24 protein-coding genes are annotated in these 19,436 nt (G+C 36.7%); 7 read left to right on the top strand and 17 right to left on the bottom strand.

Translation table 11 applies throughout. The annotated features are described in order from the left end of the window. Positions 1-30: 30 nt before the first annotated feature. Positions 31-1,563 (bottom strand): flotillin family protein, encoded by a 1,533-nt coding sequence (locus OR571_RS02110; RefSeq protein ID WP_282241211.1) that lies wholly within the window; start codon positions 1,561-1,563, stop codon positions 31-33. An 18-nt stretch (positions 1,564-1,581) separates the two neighbouring features. Then, positions 1,582-2,091: an NfeD family membrane protein gene (locus OR571_RS02105; protein ID WP_282241210.1), complete on the bottom strand. Its 510-nt coding sequence runs from the start codon at positions 2,089-2,091 to the stop codon at positions 1,582-1,584. Between the two features lie 262 nt (positions 2,092-2,353). Between OR571_RS02105 and OR571_RS02100 the strand changes: the two genes are divergently transcribed. Together OR571_RS02100 and OR571_RS02095 are read left to right on the top strand one after the other, a co-directional pair. Next, positions 2,354-2,974 (top strand): DUF47 domain-containing protein, encoded by a 621-nt coding sequence (locus OR571_RS02100; RefSeq protein WP_282241209.1) that lies wholly within the window; start codon positions 2,354-2,356, stop codon positions 2,972-2,974. An 11-nt stretch (positions 2,975-2,985) separates the two neighbouring features. Further along, positions 2,986-3,984, top strand: a complete 999-nt coding sequence (locus OR571_RS02095; RefSeq protein WP_142539366.1) for an inorganic phosphate transporter — start codon at positions 2,986-2,988, stop codon at positions 3,982-3,984. A 44-nt stretch (positions 3,985-4,028) separates the two neighbouring features. Here OR571_RS02095 and OR571_RS02090 read toward each other — a convergent pair whose 3' ends face one another. Continuing rightward, entirely contained in the window at positions 4,029-4,661 is a 633-nt protein-coding gene (locus OR571_RS02090; protein ID WP_282241208.1) for a pentapeptide repeat-containing protein, read from the bottom strand. A gap of 107 nt (positions 4,662-4,768) precedes the next feature. Here OR571_RS02090 and OR571_RS22725 point away from each other — a divergent pair, with 107 nt between their 5' ends. Together OR571_RS22725 and OR571_RS22720 are read left to right on the top strand one after the other, a co-directional pair. Beyond that, complete coding sequence (locus OR571_RS22725; RefSeq protein WP_348775006.1) at positions 4,769-6,034, top strand: MMPL family transporter; 1,266 nt, start codon at positions 4,769-4,771, stop codon at positions 6,032-6,034. 8 nt (positions 6,035-6,042) lie between these two features. Further along, positions 6,043-6,900 carry an MMPL family transporter gene (locus OR571_RS22720; protein ID WP_348775005.1) on the top strand — a complete coding sequence of 286 codons (858 nt, stop codon included), beginning with the start codon at positions 6,043-6,045 and terminating at the stop codon, positions 6,898-6,900. 86 nt (positions 6,901-6,986) lie between these two features. On the opposite strand, the gene OR571_RS02080 is transcribed toward OR571_RS22720, so the two are convergent. The 8 genes from OR571_RS02080 to OR571_RS02045 form a co-directional block, all read right to left on the bottom strand. Beyond that, the gene (locus OR571_RS02080) at positions 6,987-7,592 is read right to left on the bottom strand and encodes an alpha/beta hydrolase (protein WP_282241207.1); all 606 of its coding nucleotides are present in this window, start codon (positions 7,590-7,592) and stop codon (positions 6,987-6,989) included. A gap of 91 nt (positions 7,593-7,683) precedes the next feature. Then, entirely contained in the window at positions 7,684-8,697 is a 1,014-nt protein-coding gene (locus tag OR571_RS02075) for a beta-carotene 15,15'-monooxygenase (RefSeq protein WP_282241205.1), read from the bottom strand. Between the two features lie 490 nt (positions 8,698-9,187). Further along, complete coding sequence (locus OR571_RS02070; RefSeq protein WP_142539361.1) at positions 9,188-10,360, bottom strand: MFS transporter; 1,173 nt, start codon at positions 10,358-10,360, stop codon at positions 9,188-9,190. Between the two features lie 139 nt (positions 10,361-10,499). After that, positions 10,500-10,874, bottom strand: coding sequence for a DUF3221 domain-containing protein (locus OR571_RS02065; RefSeq protein WP_282241204.1), 375 nt, complete (start codon positions 10,872-10,874; stop codon positions 10,500-10,502). A 12-nt stretch (positions 10,875-10,886) separates the two neighbouring features. Continuing rightward, positions 10,887-11,360 carry a hypothetical protein gene (locus OR571_RS02060; protein WP_282241203.1) on the bottom strand — a complete coding sequence of 158 codons (474 nt, stop codon included), beginning with the start codon at positions 11,358-11,360 and terminating at the stop codon, positions 10,887-10,889. A gap of 147 nt (positions 11,361-11,507) precedes the next feature. Beyond that, a complete protein-coding gene (locus OR571_RS02055; protein WP_282241202.1) occupies positions 11,508-12,452 on the bottom strand; it encodes a dipeptidase in 945 nt (314 codons plus the stop codon). 52 nt (positions 12,453-12,504) lie between these two features. Further along, positions 12,505-13,488 carry a diaminopimelate dehydrogenase gene (locus tag OR571_RS02050; RefSeq protein ID WP_282241201.1) on the bottom strand — a complete coding sequence of 328 codons (984 nt, stop codon included), beginning with the start codon at positions 13,486-13,488 and terminating at the stop codon, positions 12,505-12,507. A 72-nt stretch (positions 13,489-13,560) separates the two neighbouring features. Beyond that, positions 13,561-14,061, bottom strand: coding sequence for a DinB family protein (locus tag OR571_RS02045; protein WP_282241200.1), 501 nt, complete (start codon positions 14,059-14,061; stop codon positions 13,561-13,563). Between the two features lie 131 nt (positions 14,062-14,192). Between OR571_RS02045 and OR571_RS02040 the strand changes: the two genes are divergently transcribed. Further along, positions 14,193-14,567 carry a nucleotide excision repair endonuclease gene (locus OR571_RS02040; protein ID WP_282241199.1) on the top strand — a complete coding sequence of 125 codons (375 nt, stop codon included), beginning with the start codon at positions 14,193-14,195 and terminating at the stop codon, positions 14,565-14,567. 100 nt (positions 14,568-14,667) lie between these two features. On the opposite strand, the gene OR571_RS02035 is transcribed toward OR571_RS02040, so the two are convergent. The 5 genes from OR571_RS02035 to OR571_RS02015 form a co-directional block, all read right to left on the bottom strand. Next, positions 14,668-15,660 (bottom strand): NAD(P)/FAD-dependent oxidoreductase, encoded by a 993-nt coding sequence (locus OR571_RS02035; RefSeq protein ID WP_282241198.1) that lies wholly within the window; start codon positions 15,658-15,660, stop codon positions 14,668-14,670. 75 nt (positions 15,661-15,735) lie between these two features. Next, on the bottom strand, positions 15,736-16,125 hold the full coding sequence (locus tag OR571_RS02030; protein ID WP_282241197.1) for a thiol-disulfide oxidoreductase DCC family protein: 390 nt from the start codon (positions 16,123-16,125) through the stop codon (positions 15,736-15,738). A 77-nt stretch (positions 16,126-16,202) separates the two neighbouring features. Continuing rightward, entirely contained in the window at positions 16,203-16,688 is a 486-nt protein-coding gene (locus tag OR571_RS02025; protein ID WP_282241195.1) for a TraR/DksA C4-type zinc finger protein, read from the bottom strand. A 40-nt stretch (positions 16,689-16,728) separates the two neighbouring features. Further along, entirely contained in the window at positions 16,729-17,187 is a 459-nt protein-coding gene (locus OR571_RS02020; protein ID WP_282241194.1) for a DinB family protein, read from the bottom strand. Further along, positions 17,180-17,638: a DUF3052 domain-containing protein gene (locus OR571_RS02015; RefSeq protein WP_282241193.1), complete on the bottom strand. Its 459-nt coding sequence runs from the start codon at positions 17,636-17,638 to the stop codon at positions 17,180-17,182. Before OR571_RS02015 ends, OR571_RS02020 begins: the two co-directional genes overlap by 8 nt. Before the next feature lie 90 nt (positions 17,639-17,728). Between OR571_RS02015 and OR571_RS02010 the strand changes: the two genes are divergently transcribed. Next, complete coding sequence (locus tag OR571_RS02010; RefSeq protein ID WP_282241192.1) at positions 17,729-18,355, top strand: YfbR-like 5'-deoxynucleotidase; 627 nt, start codon at positions 17,729-17,731, stop codon at positions 18,353-18,355. 87 nt (positions 18,356-18,442) lie between these two features. After that, positions 18,443-19,087: a GntR family transcriptional regulator gene (locus tag OR571_RS02005; protein WP_282241191.1), complete on the top strand. Its 645-nt coding sequence runs from the start codon at positions 18,443-18,445 to the stop codon at positions 19,085-19,087. Between the two features lie 94 nt (positions 19,088-19,181). Here OR571_RS02005 and OR571_RS02000 read toward each other — a convergent pair whose 3' ends face one another. Next, positions 19,182-19,346: a hypothetical protein gene (locus OR571_RS02000; protein ID WP_282241190.1), complete on the bottom strand. Its 165-nt coding sequence runs from the start codon at positions 19,344-19,346 to the stop codon at positions 19,182-19,184. Positions 19,347-19,436: the final 90 nt, after the last annotated feature.

The following is a 19,436-nucleotide window of genomic DNA, read 5'->3' as shown; positions in this document are numbered from 1 at the left end:
AAAAACTTTCTGAACTTTTTCGTTTTGTTGCTATTCTGCTTTTTGATGAATGAGCTCATTGGACTTTTTTACTTCTTCAGTCAACTGTTCAATGCTTGGACGTATATTCCCTTTACCAGAGTAGTTTTCAAGCATTTCTTTTACATCAATTCCGGAGGAGGCTTTTAACGTTTCTTGCAAGGTAGACATTAAATTAGTTGCATAAGATGTCACTTTGTTTGCACCGCCACCTTCTCCACTCCCTGTGTCGACTACAGTAATTTTGTCGATATTCGAAAGTGGACTTGCAATTTGTTTTGCATATTCCGGTAACATATGGACAATCATATCTAGAACCGCTGCTTGGCCGTACATGTCAAATGCTTCAGCAATTTTGCGTTTCGCTTCTGCTTCTGCTAGACCTTTTAGGCGAATAATATCTGCCTCTGATTCCCCTTGAGCACGTTGAGAGTCTGCTTTTGCAAGTCCGTCCAATCGTACTTTTTCTGCCTCCGCTTTTGCTTTTGCTTCAATTCGATATTTCTCCGCATCTGCCTCTGCAATTTCGCGTGATTTAGATGCAGCTGCATTTTGCTCAATTGCGTAGCGATCAGCGTCTGCTTTTTTCTTAACTTCCGAGTCATATTGTCTTTCACGACGTAAGATTTCTTTTTCTTCCAGTTCGATTTGTTTTTGACGTTCGATAATTTGAATTTGCATTTCCTGTTCAGTTACTTCTTGCTTAGAACGTGCGGTTTCCAATTCGTATGCTTGGTCAGCACGTGCTTTGGCGATATCTTGTTCACGGCGATATTCTGCCACTTTCAATTGATTATCTTTTTCTGCCTCTGCAATTTCCGTAGCTCGTTCTAGTTCTGCACGTTGCGCGTCTTTAGAAGCTTCTGCTCGTTTAATACGTGTTTCTTTTTCTGCTTCTGCCGTTGCGATGTCTGCATCTCTTTTGACTTGAGCAATTCTTGGTTTCCCTAGTGAATCTAGGTAACCATTCTTATCTCTAACATCTTTTATCGTAAAGGAAACAATGATTAATCCCATTTTCGCTAAGTCTTGAGAAGCAACTCTTTGTACCTCTTGGGAGAACTTATCCCGATTTTTATATATTTCTTCTACTGTCATAGATCCTAAAATGGAACGTAAATGACCTTCTAATACTTCTTTTGCTTCATTCTCACGGTCTTCTTTTGTTTTTCCTAAAAACTGTTCCGCTGCAGTGGCAATTTCGGATATCGATCCTCCGATTTTAATAATTGCCGTTCCATCTGCCATCACTGGCACTCCTTGCTCTGTGTACACTTCTGGCGTTGTAACTTCTAGCTTACTCGATAAAAGGCTTAGGGGTACTCCTTGTTGAAATACCGGAAATACGAATGTTCCTCCACCGCGAATTATTTTAATACGGTTCCCGGAATCGTCCGTATGCACGTTTTTCGATCCTAAATAACTTCCTGTTACGATAAGCGCCTCATCTGGGCCAACTGTACGATATTTTGTGATATATACTGCAAGCACAACGATTAATACAAAGACTACAATTCCTATTACGATTAAAAGTCCAAAATCCATTTCACATTCCCCCTATCATTATTTTAAAGGCTCATATTCTTTTACTAAAAATGTACCATCTTCCACATCAATTATTAACACTTGCTTGTCATACTCAATTTCTTCTTGATCATATCCTGTTGCCCTTTTCGAAATGATTCCATTCACTGTTTCAATAACGATTTCTCCAAAGCCATCCATAGGAATCGGAACAATTACTCGTGCAACCTGACCTTGCAGTGACTCATTTGTATATGCTGTTGAAACTTCTGCAGAAGCTAATGGAACAAGAACAAAGAAGTATAATAGAAACGTTATAATGCTAGAAACTACAAGTGCTACGATGATAATTATTTCTTCGTTCCAGTTCGTTAACTTTAACAGTATAAACCCGGTAGCACAGATAAATAATAAGAAAGTAAGTACAGTCGTAGGATTTAAAATTCCACTGTCCATTCCATCTATCGCATCTGCAAACAACACATATAATATCGTGATCAACCCAATAGCGAATAATCCATACAAGAAGATTTGTTCTATTTCTCTCACCCCTTCCTCTTTATACTTTTATAACTTATATACGAACGAAATAATGGAAAGTTTCATATTTTTACATTCTTATAAATATTTGAATTTAATTCGACAAAGAGCGCTTTTATTCGTCATTTTAACCCTTATTTTAGGTAGTAATGTTACAGCATTGTAAATTTTGATAAATTGAAGTAAAAAGTGTGTAGATTTTGTATTTTTTTTGGTATGCTATTTGAGGAAAAACGTTGAAAATAAACTTTAAAGTCCAGGAGGCTTTTTTATGATTGGTTCAAAGAAAACAGATCCCTTTTTCGCATCCTTGTTAAATATCGCTAAAAACGTGCAAGAAGCAACGCACTATGCAGATGATTTCCGCATTGAAACTGTTGCAGATTTAAAGGAAATTAGCGTAAAAGTAAAAAACTATGAAACAGCAGGAGACAAACTAATTCATGAGCTAATTGTTATGCTGAACAAGTCGTTTATGACTCCTATTGAACGAGAGGATATATTGCAACTAGCTGTTAGAATGGATGATATTTTAGATGGCGTTGATGATTTCACAGCAAATTTAGAAATGTTCTCTCTTATTGAGATCGATGATTCAATGCGTACGTTTTTAGGATATATTGTGAAGAGTACAGATGAAATTGTAAAAGCTATGGAGCTTCTTGCTCAGAAGAAGCTACTTAAAATGCATGAGAATTCTGTACTTATTAAAGATTATGAACGTAAATGTGATGAAGTACTTCGTTCATCTATTAAACAACTATTTTTAAATGAAAAAGACCCGATTCGGATTATTCAATTTAAAGATATATATGAAAAACTAGAAGAAGTTGCAGATTATTGTCAAAACGTAGCTACTACGATTGAAGCAATTATCATGCGAAATGCGTAGGAGCACGTCTTATGGATTCTATTTTAATTCTTACAATTCTTGTTGTCTTTTTTGCTTTAGCCTTCGATTTCATTAACGGGTTTCATGATACGGCTAATGCTATTGCAACTTCTGTTTCAACAAGAGCATTAAAACCTCGAGTTGCTGTATTAATGGCAGCTGTGATGAACTTTGTTGGAGCACTTACTTTTACCGGAGTTGCAAAAACAATTACAAAAGATATCGTTGATCCGTTCCTTTTACAAAATGGTTCCCTCATTATTTTAGCAGCTTTACTTTCTGCTATTATATGGAACTTAGTAACTTGGTATTACGGGATCCCTTCCAGTTCTTCACATACTTTAATCGGTTCTATTGCAGGTGCTGCGGTTTCTGCTGCTGGGTTTGCTGTTTTAAACTGGGAAGGATTTATCAAAATCATTCAAGCATTAATCATTTCACCATTTCTAGCGTTGGCAGTTGGATTTTTAATGATGTCTTTATTCAAAGTACTTTTTAGAAAGACAAGCCTATATGGGACAAATAAAGGTTTCCGTACATTTCAAATCGGAACTGCTGCATTACAATCCTTTACACATGGTACAAATGATGCGCAAAAAGCAATGGGGATTATTACTATGGCTTTAATCGCAGCCGAGTTACAAACAACTGATGATATTCAGTTATGGGTACGAATTGCTGCAGCAACTGCAATGGGATTAGGTACTTCCATTGGTGGTTATAAGATTATTAAAACGGTTGGCGGTAAAATTATGAAGATTCGTCCTATAAATGGAGCCGCTGCTGACTTATCATCTGCCATGATTATTTTTGGAGCTACAACTATTCATTTACCAGTTTCCACAACGCATGTTATTTCTTCTGCTATTATGGGAGTTGGGACTGCCCAACGTGCGAAAGGTGTTAAATGGGGAGTTGCGAAGAAAATCGTTATGACTTGGATTATTACATTACCGATTTCTGCAGTATTAGCCGGAGCTATATTCCAAGTACTAAACTTATTCTTTTAATAAGTAAACCTCGCCCTAAAAGGCGAGGTTTTTTTAAGTATCCTTTATTCTTTAATAACCAAACCAAGTGATTTTGCAAAGCCTATCGCTTGTTCAGTCGATACAGTACATTCCGCAAGTTTCTCCATGGATACAGTGAGCTGTTCATATGTATTTGTACTTAAATCAACTCCTTTTAAATCCGTTTCGGTGAAATTTGCACCATCTAGTTCACATTTTTCTAAACTTACTTTATCAAATGTTGACTCGATAAAATCTGCACGATTTATAGAGGTTTGTTTGAACAATATTTTCTTCAATTTTGAAAAACTCATGCTCATATAATTGGCAACAGAATCTTCTATTTTCACATCTGTTAGTCTACTTTGAGAAATATTCGTTCCTAAAAGCTTGGAGTTTCTAATCTCTACCCGATGAAATACCGCATCTCCAAAATCCACATTAGACAAATCACATTTTTCAAACAAACAATCTACGAATTCAACCTGTTGGAATCGTACTCCTTCCATTGAAACTCCTTGAAAGTGTATTTGATCAAATATGATTTTATCTTCTTGCTCCTCTTCTAACTCTAAAAATGTCACGATTCCTTGTGATACATAAAAATCTTCTAAAAGTGCACTATTTACATCCAGTTCAGATAAAAAGCTACGTAGCTTTGGTGGAGTAATTTTCAATTCGTTTCCTCCCTTATTTTGTTCCTCTTCTCTTAACATTATATTAGTATATGCTCCCTTCTTTCTAGTACAATAAAGAAAGTTATTTAGCATGGGGAGGAAACTTTATGCAATGGTTGTCTAATATAGTGACACGCTATTATAAATTTGTATTGAGCTTATGGTTAGTACTTTTTATTGCTTTAGCAGTACTTGCTATTCGTTTGCCCGGTTTATTGGAAGGAGACGGGTTTAGCACAGACGGTGAGCATCAACTTGTGATGGAAGAATTAACGAATACATTTGACCTTCCAGCTGAAACATTATTTATCGTTTTTGATCAGGTGTCGAATGAAAAGATAGAGCAAACTATTTCTAAGATGGAAGATTTACAAATTGCTGAATCGATCCAATCACCTATAAATGATCCTACTCTTTTTAAAGATCATGTTGCTTATGCCATGTTACATTTCAGTGGAGACACGGAGGATATGGCTGAGGTCGTAGATAAAGTTCGTAATGCTATCGACGGTGAAAAAGGAGTTACACTAACCGGAGGCGCCGCTATAAATAAAGATATTAATGTTGCAAGTCAAAAAGATTTAGCAAGTGCAGAAGCAATTGGAATACCAATTGCCATTATTGTGCTACTCCTTGCTTTTGGGAGTGTATTTGCTGCATTTGTCCCACTTGCAGTCGGGATTGTAACAGTAGTATCCACATTCGGCATTATGACTTTATTTAGCGAAACGATGAATTTATCTATCTTTGTGTTGAATATTATTCCTATGCTCGGACTCGCTTTAAGTATCGATTTTGCGTTATTACTTATCAACCGCTATAAAGAAGAGCGCATAAAGAATTCTATAGTAGATGCTGTTCAAACATCGATCCAAACTGCCGGCCGTTCGATTATTTTCTCTGCAGTATGTGTATTCATCGGGCTAGGTGCAATGCTTGTTATGAAAGTAGAGATTTTCCAAAACCTTGCACTTGGAGGAATGCTCGTTGTATCAATGGCCGTGTTAGCCTCTATTACGCTGCTCCCTTCCCTGTTAATGTTAATGAAAGATCGCATTAATAAATGGACAATTATTCGAGTAAAGCCTGGTGCTTCAACTAGATGGCGTAACTTTGCTGCATTTGTTATGAAACGACCAGTGTCCTTAGTAGTTGTAGCGCTCCTGATTTTAGGAATTGGAATTATACCTGTAAAAGATATGAAACTTACGATTCCGCAAGTAGATTCGTTGCCCTTATCTTATGATTCTCGTCAAGCTTACGAATTAATGGATAAAGAGTTCGGTTTAGGAGAGAAATCGACTGTTTATATGATTGCTGAGCGAAACGATGGCTGGGAAAATACAGATGGACTTGAAGAAATGAAAAAATAGAGGAACAATTGTTAGAAGATAAACATGTAGATTCAGTTAATACTATTTTTAGTGCAAGTAATATTTCCACCATTGAACAATGGGAGCAAAGCTTGCAGGTATCTGAAGTAAAAGCTCAGTTAACTCCTTTGTTGGAATCATTTGTTCAAGGAAAGAAGTTATTAATCCCAGTAACACTGGATTTGAATGGCTCCTCTGATGAAGCACAGGATTGGGCACGGGAATGGTCAGAAAAAGATTTAGGTGTCGATATGATGTTAGGTGGTCAGCCTAAATTCAATCAGGAAATTTTCGATGAGATTTTCAATAAAGTCGGTTTACTCCTTGCAATTATTTTGGGGTCTACCTTTATCATATTAATGATTGCTTTCCGTTCTATATTAATCCCACTGAAGGCAATTATTATGAATATAATTGGTCTATCCTCGACGTTCGGAATACTTGTTTATATATTCCAATACGGTCATTTTGGTATAGAAGAAACAACAATTGCGTTAATCATTCCCGTTATTGTATTTAGTTTAGTATTCGGTCTAAGTATGGACTACGAGGTATTCCTAATTTCCCGTATCCAAGAAGAGTATTCGAAAAGTCTTAATAATACGGCTGCTACAATAGAGGGATTAACTTCCACTAGTAAAGTTATCACATCTGCAGCACTTATTATGATTGTCATCACAGGTGCTTTTGCATTTACCGATGTGATGCCAGTAAAACAAATCGGACTTGGCATTGCGATTGCAGTTGCAATTGATGCCTCGATTATTCGACTATTATTAGTTCCAAGCTTAATGAAACTATTTGGAAAATGGAACTGGTGGATGCCTTTTAGAAAAGGGCCATATAAAGCAGGAAAATGGCATTGAGATAAAAAAACTGCTAAGCAAGAAAATCTTTGCTTAGCAGTTTTTTGTCTATTCCAATAAATATTTAGATCTTTTATAGCTTCTTATTAAAAATTATTATTGTACCAATTTTTTGCAGCTTGTACTTCGTCTTGCGTTAATTGATGACCATAGGAATGCCAATACAACTCCACTTCTGCTCCGGCATCTTGTAGTAAATCACGTAATTCCTCTGATTCTGTCGCAGGGCACATTTGATCATTTTTCCCTGCACCGATAAATACAGGTGCACCTGTAAGTGGTGGAAGTTCTACACCACGTCTTGGAACCATTGGATGATGCAAAATAGCACCTTTTAATACGTTGTTGTATTCGAATAATAGGTTGGCCGCAATATTAGCACCGTTTGAATAGCCGATCGCGACCACATTATTACGATCGAATTTATAATCTTCTGCAGCTTCATCGATGAAGTTTTTTAATTCCTCTGAACGGAACTTTAAATCCTCCAGATCGAAAACACCTTCAGCTAAACGTTTAAAAAATCGTGGCATTCCATTTTCTAAAATATTTCCGCGAACACTTAGTATATTAGCTGTTCCGTCGATCTCTTTTCCCAGCCCAACTAAATCATGCTCATTTCCTCCTGTACCGTGCAGTAATAATAATGTTGGCTTTGACTGGTCGTCACCTTTATAAAAAACATGTTTCATGTTCATACTCCTCTCTGTTTATCTTGAATTCAAGATAATTATAACTTCATTCATATGATAGGTCAAATAAAAGAGTTTACATTGAAACTACTTATAGTAACAGTTGCTTTAACTTTTCTGGCTCATCCACTCGAATTGCAAATTCAGTTACTTTCTTTTTTACTCCCATAAACATTACTGCTTCTATCGGTTCATGTAAGCGAATGATAGCTTGCGGGTCTGTTTTTTCAAAATCCTTATAGATAAATTGCAATGTATGCTTATTCGTTAAAGCAACATCCCACTCTACTTCTTTAATATTTGATAGAGTAACGACAATTCGCGAGGCCATCCCTTGTGTAATATATAGTTTTCCATTCTTTATTTCCATTGGGTGAAGTCTTGTAATCTGGATGTCGGCTATTATAAAAAAGACAGAGTATACATTTAAGACAAGTAAAATAATCGACAGTACGAGTGACTTTTCATGTAGCCACCAATGCAGTCCAATTGTTTCAATTAGGATTGCATGGATGAGCATAATATTCATCGCAATTGCGCTCGTTTTTTTGTGCATGGTTACTACGCCTTCGTGACTAGGTGCTTTCTTTTTCCATGTAAACAAAGCATAATAAAACATTAAAAATTCAGTCATCAATAGGCGAATAAACACGTTTTTGGTTGCCACTTTTTCAACAGTTGGAAGTAAACTATAAATTGCCCCCTCGTTCATCACTTTCATCTCACTTCGAATTGCAGAGCCTTTACGGATTACGATAAAAACAAGCGCTAGTTCAGCAAACACTAGCAACGCCTCTAATGCAAGACCAGTATATAATATTCCTTTATACGGCGCATATAGCTCAGCAGGTATTAGAAATCTTGCTATAACTAAACCAAACAACATTAATAAAATTGTTTGTTTAATAGATATTTTAAATGCGACATAAACTAAAATAGGTGCAACAATCGCTAAATCAATAAGTGATCCAATCGCGACACCACTAGTTAACGGAAGTGATAAAAAATTTGGTACCTCTGATTGATAAAGAAGAAAATTTGTTGTCAGTACTAGAAGAAGAAATGCCAGTGCTAAATTAGCCTTTCGGGTTTTACGATAAACCATGTGAACTCCTCCTTTTCTTTTATTATATCTTTCCTCTGAATAAAACCCTCCCCAAAAAAGATACAATTTTGTGACATTAGGGAAACTGCGCGGTAGTGAGTTGAATGAAGTGGACGCTTGGATTTCCGCTACAGGGTGGACGCTTTCCGCCGGCTTGGCTTTATCCTGCTAAATGCGGATACTAAATGAGCAAGATATTCCCATTGATTGTAGCGCAAGGCGGCGACACCTGCGGGGTCAGCGGGACAGGTGAGACCCCGCAGGAGCGTGCGACGAGGAGGCTCACCGCCCGCCCCGCGGTAAGCGTCCGCCTGGAGCGGAAATCAATTGCCTTTGCCGTATCTCTTACGTCGCAGTTTCCTTATATAGGGTTCTACATAAAATGGCATACCTTATAACACATCAAAAAAGTCATCTTCCATACGTCTAGCTTTTAAAATTCTTAATGCAAAAAAGCTGTTCCATAATACAACTTATGGAACAGCTCTTCTTATGCTATTTTCTTCGTACCTTTCCACAAAATCGAGCCAATCATTGTGATAAGTAATACGATCAATCCCAAAACAAATGGATATATTATGTGTACATCATACAATAAACCTGCTAAAAGTGGTCCTAGCACATTACCTATACTCATATATGCATTGTTCATCCCCATCGCAAAGCCTTGTTCCTGACCTGCTAATTTCGAGATTAATGTCGTGAGCACCGGACGCAAAATAGAGGAAGAAAGGAAGATAATCATTGTAATGACAAAGAAAAATGCATAGCTTGAAACGACAATTGAAAGGAGAAAGCCAAAAGCAGCCACACCTAAAAATATTTTCAACACATTTTCTTCACCAAAACGGCGCACAACCCAGTCAACAGCTATCAATTGGACAATGACACTGACAATTCCTGTAGCTGTTACCATCCAGGCAATATCTTGGGGCGAAGCACCAAATTCATTGTCTACGAAAAGCCCAAGAACCGATTCATACGCCATTAATCCAAAACTCATTACTAGCGTGATAACAAGTGGGATAAAATATGGTTTCTTAAACGATTGAACAATCTCTTTTACCATAGGCTCTGGTTTATTTTCAGGAGAGATGCTAGTTTCTGGTTTGCTTTCTTTTAGGACAAACAATGAAAAAATAACTGCAAAAACACCTACAACCGCAGAAACTAGTAACGGCATCTTCAGGCCAAAATCTGCTAGGAAACCACCAATACCGGGACCAACAACGATTCCAAGGGACATCGCTGCCGATATAAAACTATTCCCTTTTGCTCGTTGCTCCATTGTTGTAATATCCGCGACATAAGCAAAAATTGCGGGTACTAATAACGCAGCGCCAATTCCACCTATCACACGCGAAACATATAAAATACTTACAGTATCTGAAAAATAGAAGACGAACATAGATAACGCTAAGCCACTTAACCCCGCTATGATCATAATTCTTCTTCCATATTTATCTGCCCACTTTCCAGCAATCGGAGACATGACTAGCTGCGCTCCGGCAAATATCGCAATCATCAATCCTGCCGCTGTTCCCCCTTGCCCGATCGACTTTAAATAGGCTGGTAAAATAGGAATAATTATTCCAAAACTCCCTATCGCAATAAACATATTTATCATTAAAACAAATAATTTCTTTCGCTGATCTTTCGTCATTTGTTCCCTACTTTCATTCTAAAATAATTGCATACTTGCAAAAGAATACCATGCCACCGAGTACTATACAAGAACCTGATTTTAGTCACAAGACGATAAAAAGAGTCACTCGTTTAACTAAACGAGCAACTCTCTCTTACTATTCATCCAACTTTTCAAGCGTTTTGGCTGTTCCTTGCATTGGATAAGACTCCGCTAAAGCATCATAACCAACTTTCACTTCATCATATTCTTCTAGCGTATCTCTTTGGCCCATCGTTATTGTAAACCATGTGGCATCTTTTCCATTATCTATTGCTTCTTGTACGGTAAGACTTTTTACTTCCTCAACCGAAAGGTCACCCACGACAAGTATACTTGTGTTATTCATGTCTACAATAACACCAGTCATATAACTAGATGGCTGTGATTGAGTTGGATTTTTATCATAAAACTGCATGATAAAATAAGCGATAGCTCCAATAGCTATAAGCGTGAGGACTAACATAAGAGCAACCGTAGATCTTCCTTTCACACAAAATCCTCCTTACTTAGAAGCAACTTTTCGAAAGCCTTCTTCTAATAAGTATGCTTTTGCCTCTGAATAGGAACCAAAGCTTTCTTCTAAATTATAGCCATGATAAATATTCCACATTTCATCTTCTTGTAATAAGGTTAATTTCGAGTTTTCTTTGTTTTTCCACTCTTCTTCTACTTCCTCCAAGGCAACCTCTTCTTCCTCCGTCGCTAAATAAGCGATAGAGTCTTTAATCGTTTGTCTTAATTCATCGGCAGTGGCCTCACGGATGTTCAACATTCCTTTATCATTGGCTTCTTCATATTGGACAAGATCTCCCACATAGACAAATCCATTTCCATTCGGATGAAGGTGATAAACGACTGTTGTTTTTTCATATAAACTTTCTTCATAATGGTAATTTACTCGTTTTAAAGAAACTTCTTTTCTAGTGAGCTCCTTAAATTCTTGGATAATCGCTTCTTTTTCTTCAAATGTTAGCATGTGATTCCTCTTTCTTTATCTATTTCATTTGTCTAGTATAGCATACTCGTTAACTTCTCCGCGTCCACCATTCGGCAACGATTACAAAACAAATAACTACTGCAATAGCAACTGCAAAAAACCAATTTGGTAAACTACCCAATTGTCTTATTCCTCCTTGCTAATCTTTGCCGCAAATCGACCAAAATTTCGCGATGTAAAACCTTGAACCTGTTCTGTTGTATAGTCCTTCAATAGATGCATTACTAGGCTCTGTGTCTTCGATGCATCTTCCAACCCGGTCACAAATTCACTTATTCCATCAAAGTCTGAGCCTAATCCTATCAAATGTTCCCCTCCAAGAGAAGTAATATGATCGACATGTCTTACTAAATCCGACATATCCACACATTTTTCAGAATTGTTAATAAACTGTGGATAGTAGACAATATGAATCGGGGAATCTCTTTCAATTAATCCTTTTAATTGCTGATCCGTTAAATTTCTATTCGAGTCGCATATCGTTCTTGCATTCGAGTGGCTAGCCATAAGCCATTTTGCTTTTGGAAGTACGTCCCAAAATGATTTTTCACTTAAATGGGATACGTCGATAATAATATTTTGCTCGTTTAATAACGTGACTACTTCTTCACCAAATGGAGTCAATCCTGTTCCAGACTCCTCTGCTGCACCGTCAGCTACAGCATTTGCCCCATTCCAAGTAAGACCAACTAATTTAACCCCATGAGATAGCAGCAACTTTAGCTTTTCAATGTCTTTATCTATCATGTCCAAGCCTTCCAATGATAATACTGCACCGATTTGCCCTTCTTGTAGCGTTTCGAGCTGTTCCCACTTATAAATGGGTACTATATCATCATGCTTCCCAACAATTTCAGTATGGAAAAATTCAATTTGTCGGACTGCCTCCATAAATTGCTGTTCTTTCGGAAATCCTTCGGATACAAACACAGCAAATAGTTGTAGAGCAACTTTACCAGCCTCTAAACGTTCTTTATTTGCTTGTAGCAAAGGGGAATCGGTAAAAGAAATCGGGGACTTCGCTTTAGCGAGCTTATAAAGCACATCACAATGTAAGTCGTATATTTTCATCTCTAATCTCCTAAAAAAACCGGTACCCTTATAAAGAGTTACCGGTTGAATTTTATAGTAATTCTGCACGAAGCTGTTCAGCAGACTTTGGTGAAAGTAGACCAAATGGAATATCGAATGCTGTTTTCGCACCACTTTGACCAGTTTGCCCTAAACGATATGCTGCTCTTGCATATGCCACTAACACACTAGAAGTAAAATTAGGATTGCTTTCTAGTTTCAAAGAAAACTCCATCAATTGTTTTTCTTTACTGCCACTTTCACCACTTCGAATAACAAATCCACCATGAGGCATTCCACTGTGATTTTGTTGTAGTTCTTCTTCCGAGATAAAATGGACCGTCGTGTCATAATCAGCAAAATAGTTTGGCATAGTAACAATTTGGTGCTCCACTACTTCCTGATTAGCCCCGTCTTCTAAGACGACGAAACATTCTCTAGTATGCTTTTCACGTGTTGAAAGTGACGGATGTTCTCCATTCCGAACACGATCTACCGCTTCTTTTACTGGCAATGTGTATTGAACTGCATTTTTTACGCCTTCAATTCGACGTACCGCATCGGAATGTCCTTGACTTAAACCGTCCCCCCAAAATGTATATGTATTACCTTGTGGAAGCACCACTTCTCCAAGCAATCGATTTAAAGAGAATAAACCTGGATCCCATCCAACCGAAATGACACTTATTTTATTAGAAGCTTTTGCAGCTTTATCTACTTTGTCAAAAAACTCCGGTATTAATGCATGTGTATCAAAGCTATCTACAGTATGGAAGTTTTGTGCTATTTGGGGCGTTTGTTCAGGTAAATCTTTGGCAGAACCACCGCATAGAATCATGACATCGATTTTATCTTGAAAATCTATTGCTTGCTCTACTAAATACACACCAACAGAAGCATCATTTACTTGAACAGTTGAAGGATCACGTCTAGTAAAAACTCCTACTAACTCCATATCAGGATTTTGTTTTACTGCTAACTGGACTCCTCGACCTAGGTTTCCGTAGCCGATAATACCAATTCTTATTTTACTCATTTACTTTTCCTCCACATTTACGATTTCATAGTATTAAAAATACATGCATAATTCAAAACAGTCAACGGATAATTATTCAGGTGCTTCTTCAGCAAAAGCCAACCACTCTTCTTTTGATGGGCCGTACATTCCAGGAACAACTAGTCCAGCTTGTCTCATTAGCACTGTGATTTGTCCTCTATGATGTATTTGATGAGATATTAATACTTGAAGGATAGTTGAAACTGTCCATGTTTCGCCGTACATATCTTTTTCTTCGAGAAGCGTTTCATCTGACCATTGTGCTTTTATCGCATCAACCATTTCATCACTAGATTCTTTGTATGCCACTGCCATTTCTTTAGCTTTTTTTGGTTTCGGTGCGTCATGTGGAGTAGCTTTAAATTGCAATCCAGTTTTTCCAATCATCTCATCTATTGTTACAACGATATGCCAAGCAAGCGTCCCGAGCGTTCTTCCTTCGTCATATACTTTTTGATTTAACGACTCATCAGTCAATGTATTTAATATTTTCAGCGTTGATTCAGACTCATGTTTCCAGTTCATCAAAAAATCTTCTAATGTTCTAATCAAGTGAATCCCTCCAAATTTTTCTATAAGTTCTATTTCGATATACAAAAGAAAGATTCCTTCTTTCTTGCGAATAGATATTACTGCTTTGTTATGGTAGACTAAAGGACAGACAATAAGAGGACGTGAGCAAATTGATTAAAATCGAATTACCAAAACCAACTGTTACTATTACCCAGCGTGAACAATTAGTAAAAGAAGGAGATATTGAAATTCCATCGATTTATGGATTTATCGACTTCCACCAAATCCCTCGTGATAAAGGTGGCATCTTTATGTTTTTTAACAAAAATGATGAGCTATTATTTGTCGGGAAAGCACGTAAAATTAGACAACGTATTAAAAAGCATTTTGAAGACAATGTATCGCCCATGATTAAACATCGTGATGAAGTGTATAAAATCAGTGTATGTATAGTAGAAGAAGCGATGGATCGTGAAATTTACGAAACGTATGCGATTAATACACTAAAATCTAAATACAATATCGACAAAGCTTTTTTTAGATAAGTACCAAATAAAAAACACAAAGAGAAGGTGTTTCATTTTCTCTTTGTGTTTTTGTTTGCTTTCACTTTCGGAATCTTCCTTATCCGTTTAGCTTAAGTTTTTATTTTGCAGCCTCAAAAATACTCGTACTGTGAAGTGGTTGAACACGTGATTTCGGATCGATGAAAGTTTTAATATGGCTAATAGCAATTGGCACCTCTCCAAAACCAACTGCTATTAGCTTCACTTTTCCTTCATGTGTACACACATCCCCTGCAGCATATATCCCTTCTATATTCGTTTCCATTTTTTCATTTACAACAACTGAATTCTTTTGCATATCCAGCCCCCAGTCCTTTAATGGTCCTAGCGATGCAACGTTTCCGTAATTTACAATGACATGGTCAACTGGTATTCGCTGTTCAGATTTATCTTTTGCAGCAATTACTACTTCTTGAACCGCTTGCCCATCACCCACTAATTCTTTAATGGTATAAGGCGTTTTAACTTGAACCTTTGAATTTAATAATTGCTGTACAGTCATTTCATGTGCTGTAAATTGTTCTTTGCGATGACAAATGGTAACGTTCGAAGCAACATCATCCAACATCAAGGACCAATCGAGGGCAGAGTCTCCCCCACCTAATACGAGCACATCAGCGTCTTTAAAATGATTTATATCTTTCACTTTGTAATGAAGGTTCTTCCCTTCATACTCTACTGCTCCCGGAACATTTAACTTCCGAGGTTGAAAAGAACCAATACCAGAAGTAAGCAATATTGTTTTTGAATAATGTATTTCTTTATCGGTCGTTAAAGCAAAATAATCTGGAAATTTTTCAAGCGACATTGCCGTCTCTTCCAAGCAAATAGTCGGATTACTGTAAGCAGCCTGTTCCTCCAAATTTGCTACTAAGTCTTTCGCTAAAATTTTGGGAAGTCCACCTACATCGTATATATATTTATCCGGATATAGCTCCATTAGCTGACCGCCTAATTGTGGCAAGCTATCAATTATCTTCACTTTCAAATCACGTAATCCAGCATAAAAAGAAGCAAATAGTCCTGTTGGACCTCCGCCAATAATAATTACATCGTATAATTCCTCGTCCATACTTACACCCACCTTACTACTTTTTCAAGAATGAAAATGATTCTCAATCTTAGCCTATCATAAATCGAGCCCATCTTACAGAAATCGGTTTCGTATATCTGGAGATGGAATGGTACAACTATCCTTTTTCCCGAACCATTTGTATCTATTGTTGGCGATCATTTTATACACCTGATCTCTAAACGACTTAGGAATGACCTTGAACACATAAAATCCCTTCCACATCCCACTTAAGTTTTTACAAATCGCAAGTGCCGCATCGGAGGACTCATATACTGTATTATTATCAATTACTATCACACTATCCAACATTTCAGGTATTAAATGCTTTTTCTTTAGTTTCTCACCCATATCGCTTTGTAAAGCAGCAAAGCGAAAATACCCTTGAGGATCTCTTTTAATAATAAATTGAACGCTTGCATCGCAGAAATTACATTCTCCGTCAAACAAAACAATAGCAGTCATACGTAATCACTCCTTTTTTACAGTATATCAGTTATAACAGAAAAAACCTCAGTACATATCATACTGAGGCATTACATTTACTGCTTATCAGAAGGAGTATCTGATGAACCGACTTCCTCTAAAATTTCAAAGCTATTTGAATAATCCCTAAGTCTAGGATCTTCATCTTCAACTGGTTGGTCAGTTGTAGAATTTAAAACAGATTCTTCTAGAGAACGTATTTCCTCGTTTACTCCTTGCTGAGCATGCTCCACACATGTCGTTGTAGAAGGCACAGCTTCCAGTCTTTCCATCGGAATTTCTTTCCCACACTCTGTACATACTCCATAAATACCTTCATCTATTGCAGTTAATGCTTCTTTTATATCAGCTATTTCCTCTTCAGAATGCTTCCGCAATGCTAGTCGTGTGTGTTGATCCGTTAAATCTGTTGCATTATCCGCTGGATGATTATCGTAATTGGATAGCTCTGTCGTTTCAAATTCTTCGTCATTCTCTTTACTTTGTTCTAGCTCCTCTAAACGGTTTAATAATGTATGTTTTAATTTATCGTATTTCGACATATGAATTCCTCCTTGGGGTTATATTAGGATTACCCATATTTCATCGAAATAAAACAATCTCCACATCTCGATTTAACATTAGTAAGTACTGATACAATTGAGAACGATGGTGTACTAGGTGTGTTACTATTTGCATTAACCATTCTGCTGTACTATACTCACTTTTCCAATATGTCATAAAATTTTTTTCCAATTGTTCCTTCGTTAGCTTTTCACATAAATAAATAAGTTCTTGAATCCCAGCTAGAAATTGATTTTTGGCATTATCTATACTAACCGGAGTGTTCATGTAATAATAGTTGGTCATCTGCTCTTCTGAATAACCTTCCAAGATTAGTAGGTCGGCTTTCGGAATTTGAGCAAGGTGCACACAAATCTCCCATACGCTCATCTTATTTGCTATTGGTTGTCTATGTTGTATTTCCACATCAACATATTGAAATAATTGTTCTATTGTTTTAGAAATATATTTCAATTGTTTTATGACATCATTAATCATTTGTTCGCTCTTTTCCCGCTTCGGTATGTGCGAACTTTCTTACCATTTTTTTAATATGCTCTACCTTACGAAAACGAAGCGCTGACCAATCGTCATCTATTGCGATGTTTCGTACTGGTTCGAAACCTTCTTCCGCCAAAACTTTGGCGACGGTATCCCTGTTGCAATTTGATCCTTTATAAACTTTTGAAGACTTTTTCGGATAACATAGCCAAAAAAGAGCATCCTCTTCTAAAGAAGGGACTACAGATTTGGCATGCGTAGATACTTCTTCAATGGTCGTTCCAAATATTTGAGCGAATGGGTACTTTTCTTCTTTTGGTTCTCTATCTACCCTTCCTTCAAACGCCTTGACTACTTCTTCATATTCCTTTGGAGCATTTACGATTAAAACTGCTTTTTCATTTTCTTTCCATTGCAATTTTTTTAATAAAGGATGTATCTGGCTCAATTTATTACCTACTTTCTTTTTATTTAAATAGTACATTTACTTCATTAAATTCTCAAATAAGGTAAAATAAAAAATAAAGGAGTGGTTTTAATGGGAATCCATAAGTTTTTTATGAGTATGAACGATTTAGAAAGAATTATTCGAGCTCCTGGACGTTTTAAGTTTGAAGAGCATAATGTTGCGGCACATTCTTGGAAGGTTTCCCAATATGCTATGTTCTTTGCTACAATAGAAGAAAATAATGGAGCTACGATTAACTGGAAATCACTTTACGAAAAAACGATTAACCATGACTTTGCAGAAATTTTCATCGGTGATATCAAAACTCCCGTAAAGCATGCTTCCCCCGAATTGAAACAAATGCTTTCACATGTAGAAGAAAAAATGATGGAAAACTTTATAAAAAAAGAAATACCTAAAGAATTCCAAGCCGTGTTTTTCGACAGGATGAAAGAAGGTAAAGATGAAACAATAGAAGGTAGACTATTAGAGCTTGCTGATAAACTGGACCAAGTCTACGAAGCTTTTGCAGAATTGCAACGTGGAAATACAGATATCGAGTTTCTAAAGATGTATGAAACTGCGCTTCGAAAAATTTTCAAAATTCCGCTCCCTAAAAGTATCGCCTATTTTAAAGAAGTGATGCTTCAAGATATAATAGCAGAGGAATCTGTTATCGATGTAAAAACAATAACATTAAAAATACTGATGGAATAAAATTAATTCCTTCAAAAATACGATATATCGTATAATATAGTGTATACTATTATTGAACTATTAAGATAATTGAGAGGAGGATGTAGAATGCCAATCCCTGTAAATCATTCAAAACCTGTACGCACCACTGCTAAAATCCATGCGTTCAATCAGTTACAACAATGGATTATTGATGGGACACTACAACCGCAAGAAAAATTGAATGATATCGAACTTGCAAAAGCATTGGGTGTAAGTAGAACCCCAATTCGAGAATCATTGCAACTATTAGAGTCACAAGGTTTCGTATCCATGCAACCGGGAAGAGCTACCCAAGTCACTGCTGTAGAAACGGAGGATATAAATAATCTTCTACCTCCGCTCGCTGTATTGCAAGCGCTTGCAGCGGAGCTCGCCATTTCTAATATAGACGAAGCTACTCTTCAACTACTAGAGGAAAAAAACAAGCAATTTGCAGAAGCACTACACACGAAAGAATTCACTACTGCATTAAAAGTAGATGAAGAATTTCACAAGATTATTGTAGATAGTGCAAATAATCCATACATACTTTCTATGGTAGAAATGCTTCAAGCCCATGTGCGAAGATTATTCTATTATGAAAAGATCATTTTAAGAGAATATTCCATTGAACAACATGAAGAGATTATTAAGCTTCTACGAGAAAAAGATGCAACAAAGCTAGCAGAAACGATGCGTTCAAATTGGATATATACAATCGAAGAATTTTAAAAACGTATAGCGTTTTCTAATTATAAAACCTCATTTATTTTGTAAGTTGAAGTGCTTTAAACCACATTTAAGCTTAAATTATAACCGTTTAATTTTACAAGAGGCTGTCGTGATCAACATCACAACCAGCCTCTCTTTTTATTGTTTTTGTCCCTTGCACTTCTTTTTTTAGAAATATTTCAAAACCCTCTCTCTTTATGACACCCTCTCTCTTTATGACCAAGCTATCCATTACATGTTTATGATTCCCTGTATTCATAAAAAAAGATTCACCCTATAACTAGAGTGAACCTTTTTACTTATAAGCACTATTGTTCCTTTTACTCGCCCATTGGATGGAAGTGAAAGG

Origin of the sequence: Psychrobacillus sp. NEAU-3TGS, from assembly GCF_029955155.1 — a bacterium.
Lineage (GTDB): Bacteria > Bacillota > Bacilli > Bacillales_A > Planococcaceae > Psychrobacillus.
Note: the sequence above shows the minus strand (reverse complement) of the source record. Positions and strands in the feature narration are given on the sequence as shown.

Coding starts and splice junctions, on each gene's coding strand:
- OR571_RS02110 (WP_282241211.1), bottom strand. CDS start 1,563: ATGGATTTTGGACTTTTAATCGTAATAGGAATTGTAGTCTTTGTATTA.
- OR571_RS02100 (WP_282241209.1), top strand. CDS start 2,354: ATGATTGGTTCAAAGAAAACAGATCCCTTTTTCGCATCCTTGTTAAAT.
- OR571_RS02095 (WP_142539366.1), top strand. CDS start 2,986: ATGGATTCTATTTTAATTCTTACAATTCTTGTTGTCTTTTTTGCTTTA.
- OR571_RS22725 (WP_348775006.1), top strand. CDS start 4,769: ATGCAATGGTTGTCTAATATAGTGACACGCTATTATAAATTTGTATTG.
- OR571_RS02080 (WP_282241207.1), bottom strand. CDS start 7,592: ATGAAACATGTTTTTTATAAAGGTGACGACCAGTCAAAGCCAACATTA.
- OR571_RS02075 (WP_282241205.1), bottom strand. CDS start 8,697: ATGGTTTATCGTAAAACCCGAAAGGCTAATTTAGCACTGGCATTTCTT.
- OR571_RS02070 (WP_142539361.1), bottom strand. CDS start 10,360: ATGACGAAAGATCAGCGAAAGAAATTATTTGTTTTAATGATAAATATG.
- OR571_RS02060 (WP_282241203.1), bottom strand. CDS start 11,360: ATGCTAACATTTGAAGAAAAAGAAGCGATTATCCAAGAATTTAAGGAG.
- OR571_RS02055 (WP_282241202.1), bottom strand. CDS start 12,452: ATGAAAATATACGACTTACATTGTGATGTGCTTTATAAGCTCGCTAAA.
- OR571_RS02050 (WP_282241201.1), bottom strand. CDS start 13,488: ATGAGTAAAATAAGAATTGGTATTATCGGCTACGGAAACCTAGGTCGA.
- OR571_RS02035 (WP_282241198.1), bottom strand. CDS start 15,660: ATGGACGAGGAATTATACGATGTAATTATTATTGGCGGAGGTCCAACA.
- OR571_RS02030 (WP_282241197.1), bottom strand. CDS start 16,125: ATGACTGCTATTGTTTTGTTTGACGGAGAATGTAATTTCTGCGATGCA.
- OR571_RS02025 (WP_282241195.1), bottom strand. CDS start 16,688: ATGTCGAAATACGATAAATTAAAACATACATTATTAAACCGTTTAGAG.
- OR571_RS02020 (WP_282241194.1), bottom strand. CDS start 17,187: ATGATTAATGATGTCATAAAACAATTGAAATATATTTCTAAAACAATA.
- OR571_RS02010 (WP_282241192.1), top strand. CDS start 17,729: ATGGGAATCCATAAGTTTTTTATGAGTATGAACGATTTAGAAAGAATT.
- OR571_RS02005 (WP_282241191.1), top strand. CDS start 18,443: ATGCCAATCCCTGTAAATCATTCAAAACCTGTACGCACCACTGCTAAA.
- OR571_RS02000 (WP_282241190.1), bottom strand. CDS start 19,346: ATGAATACAGGGAATCATAAACATGTAATGGATAGCTTGGTCATAAAG.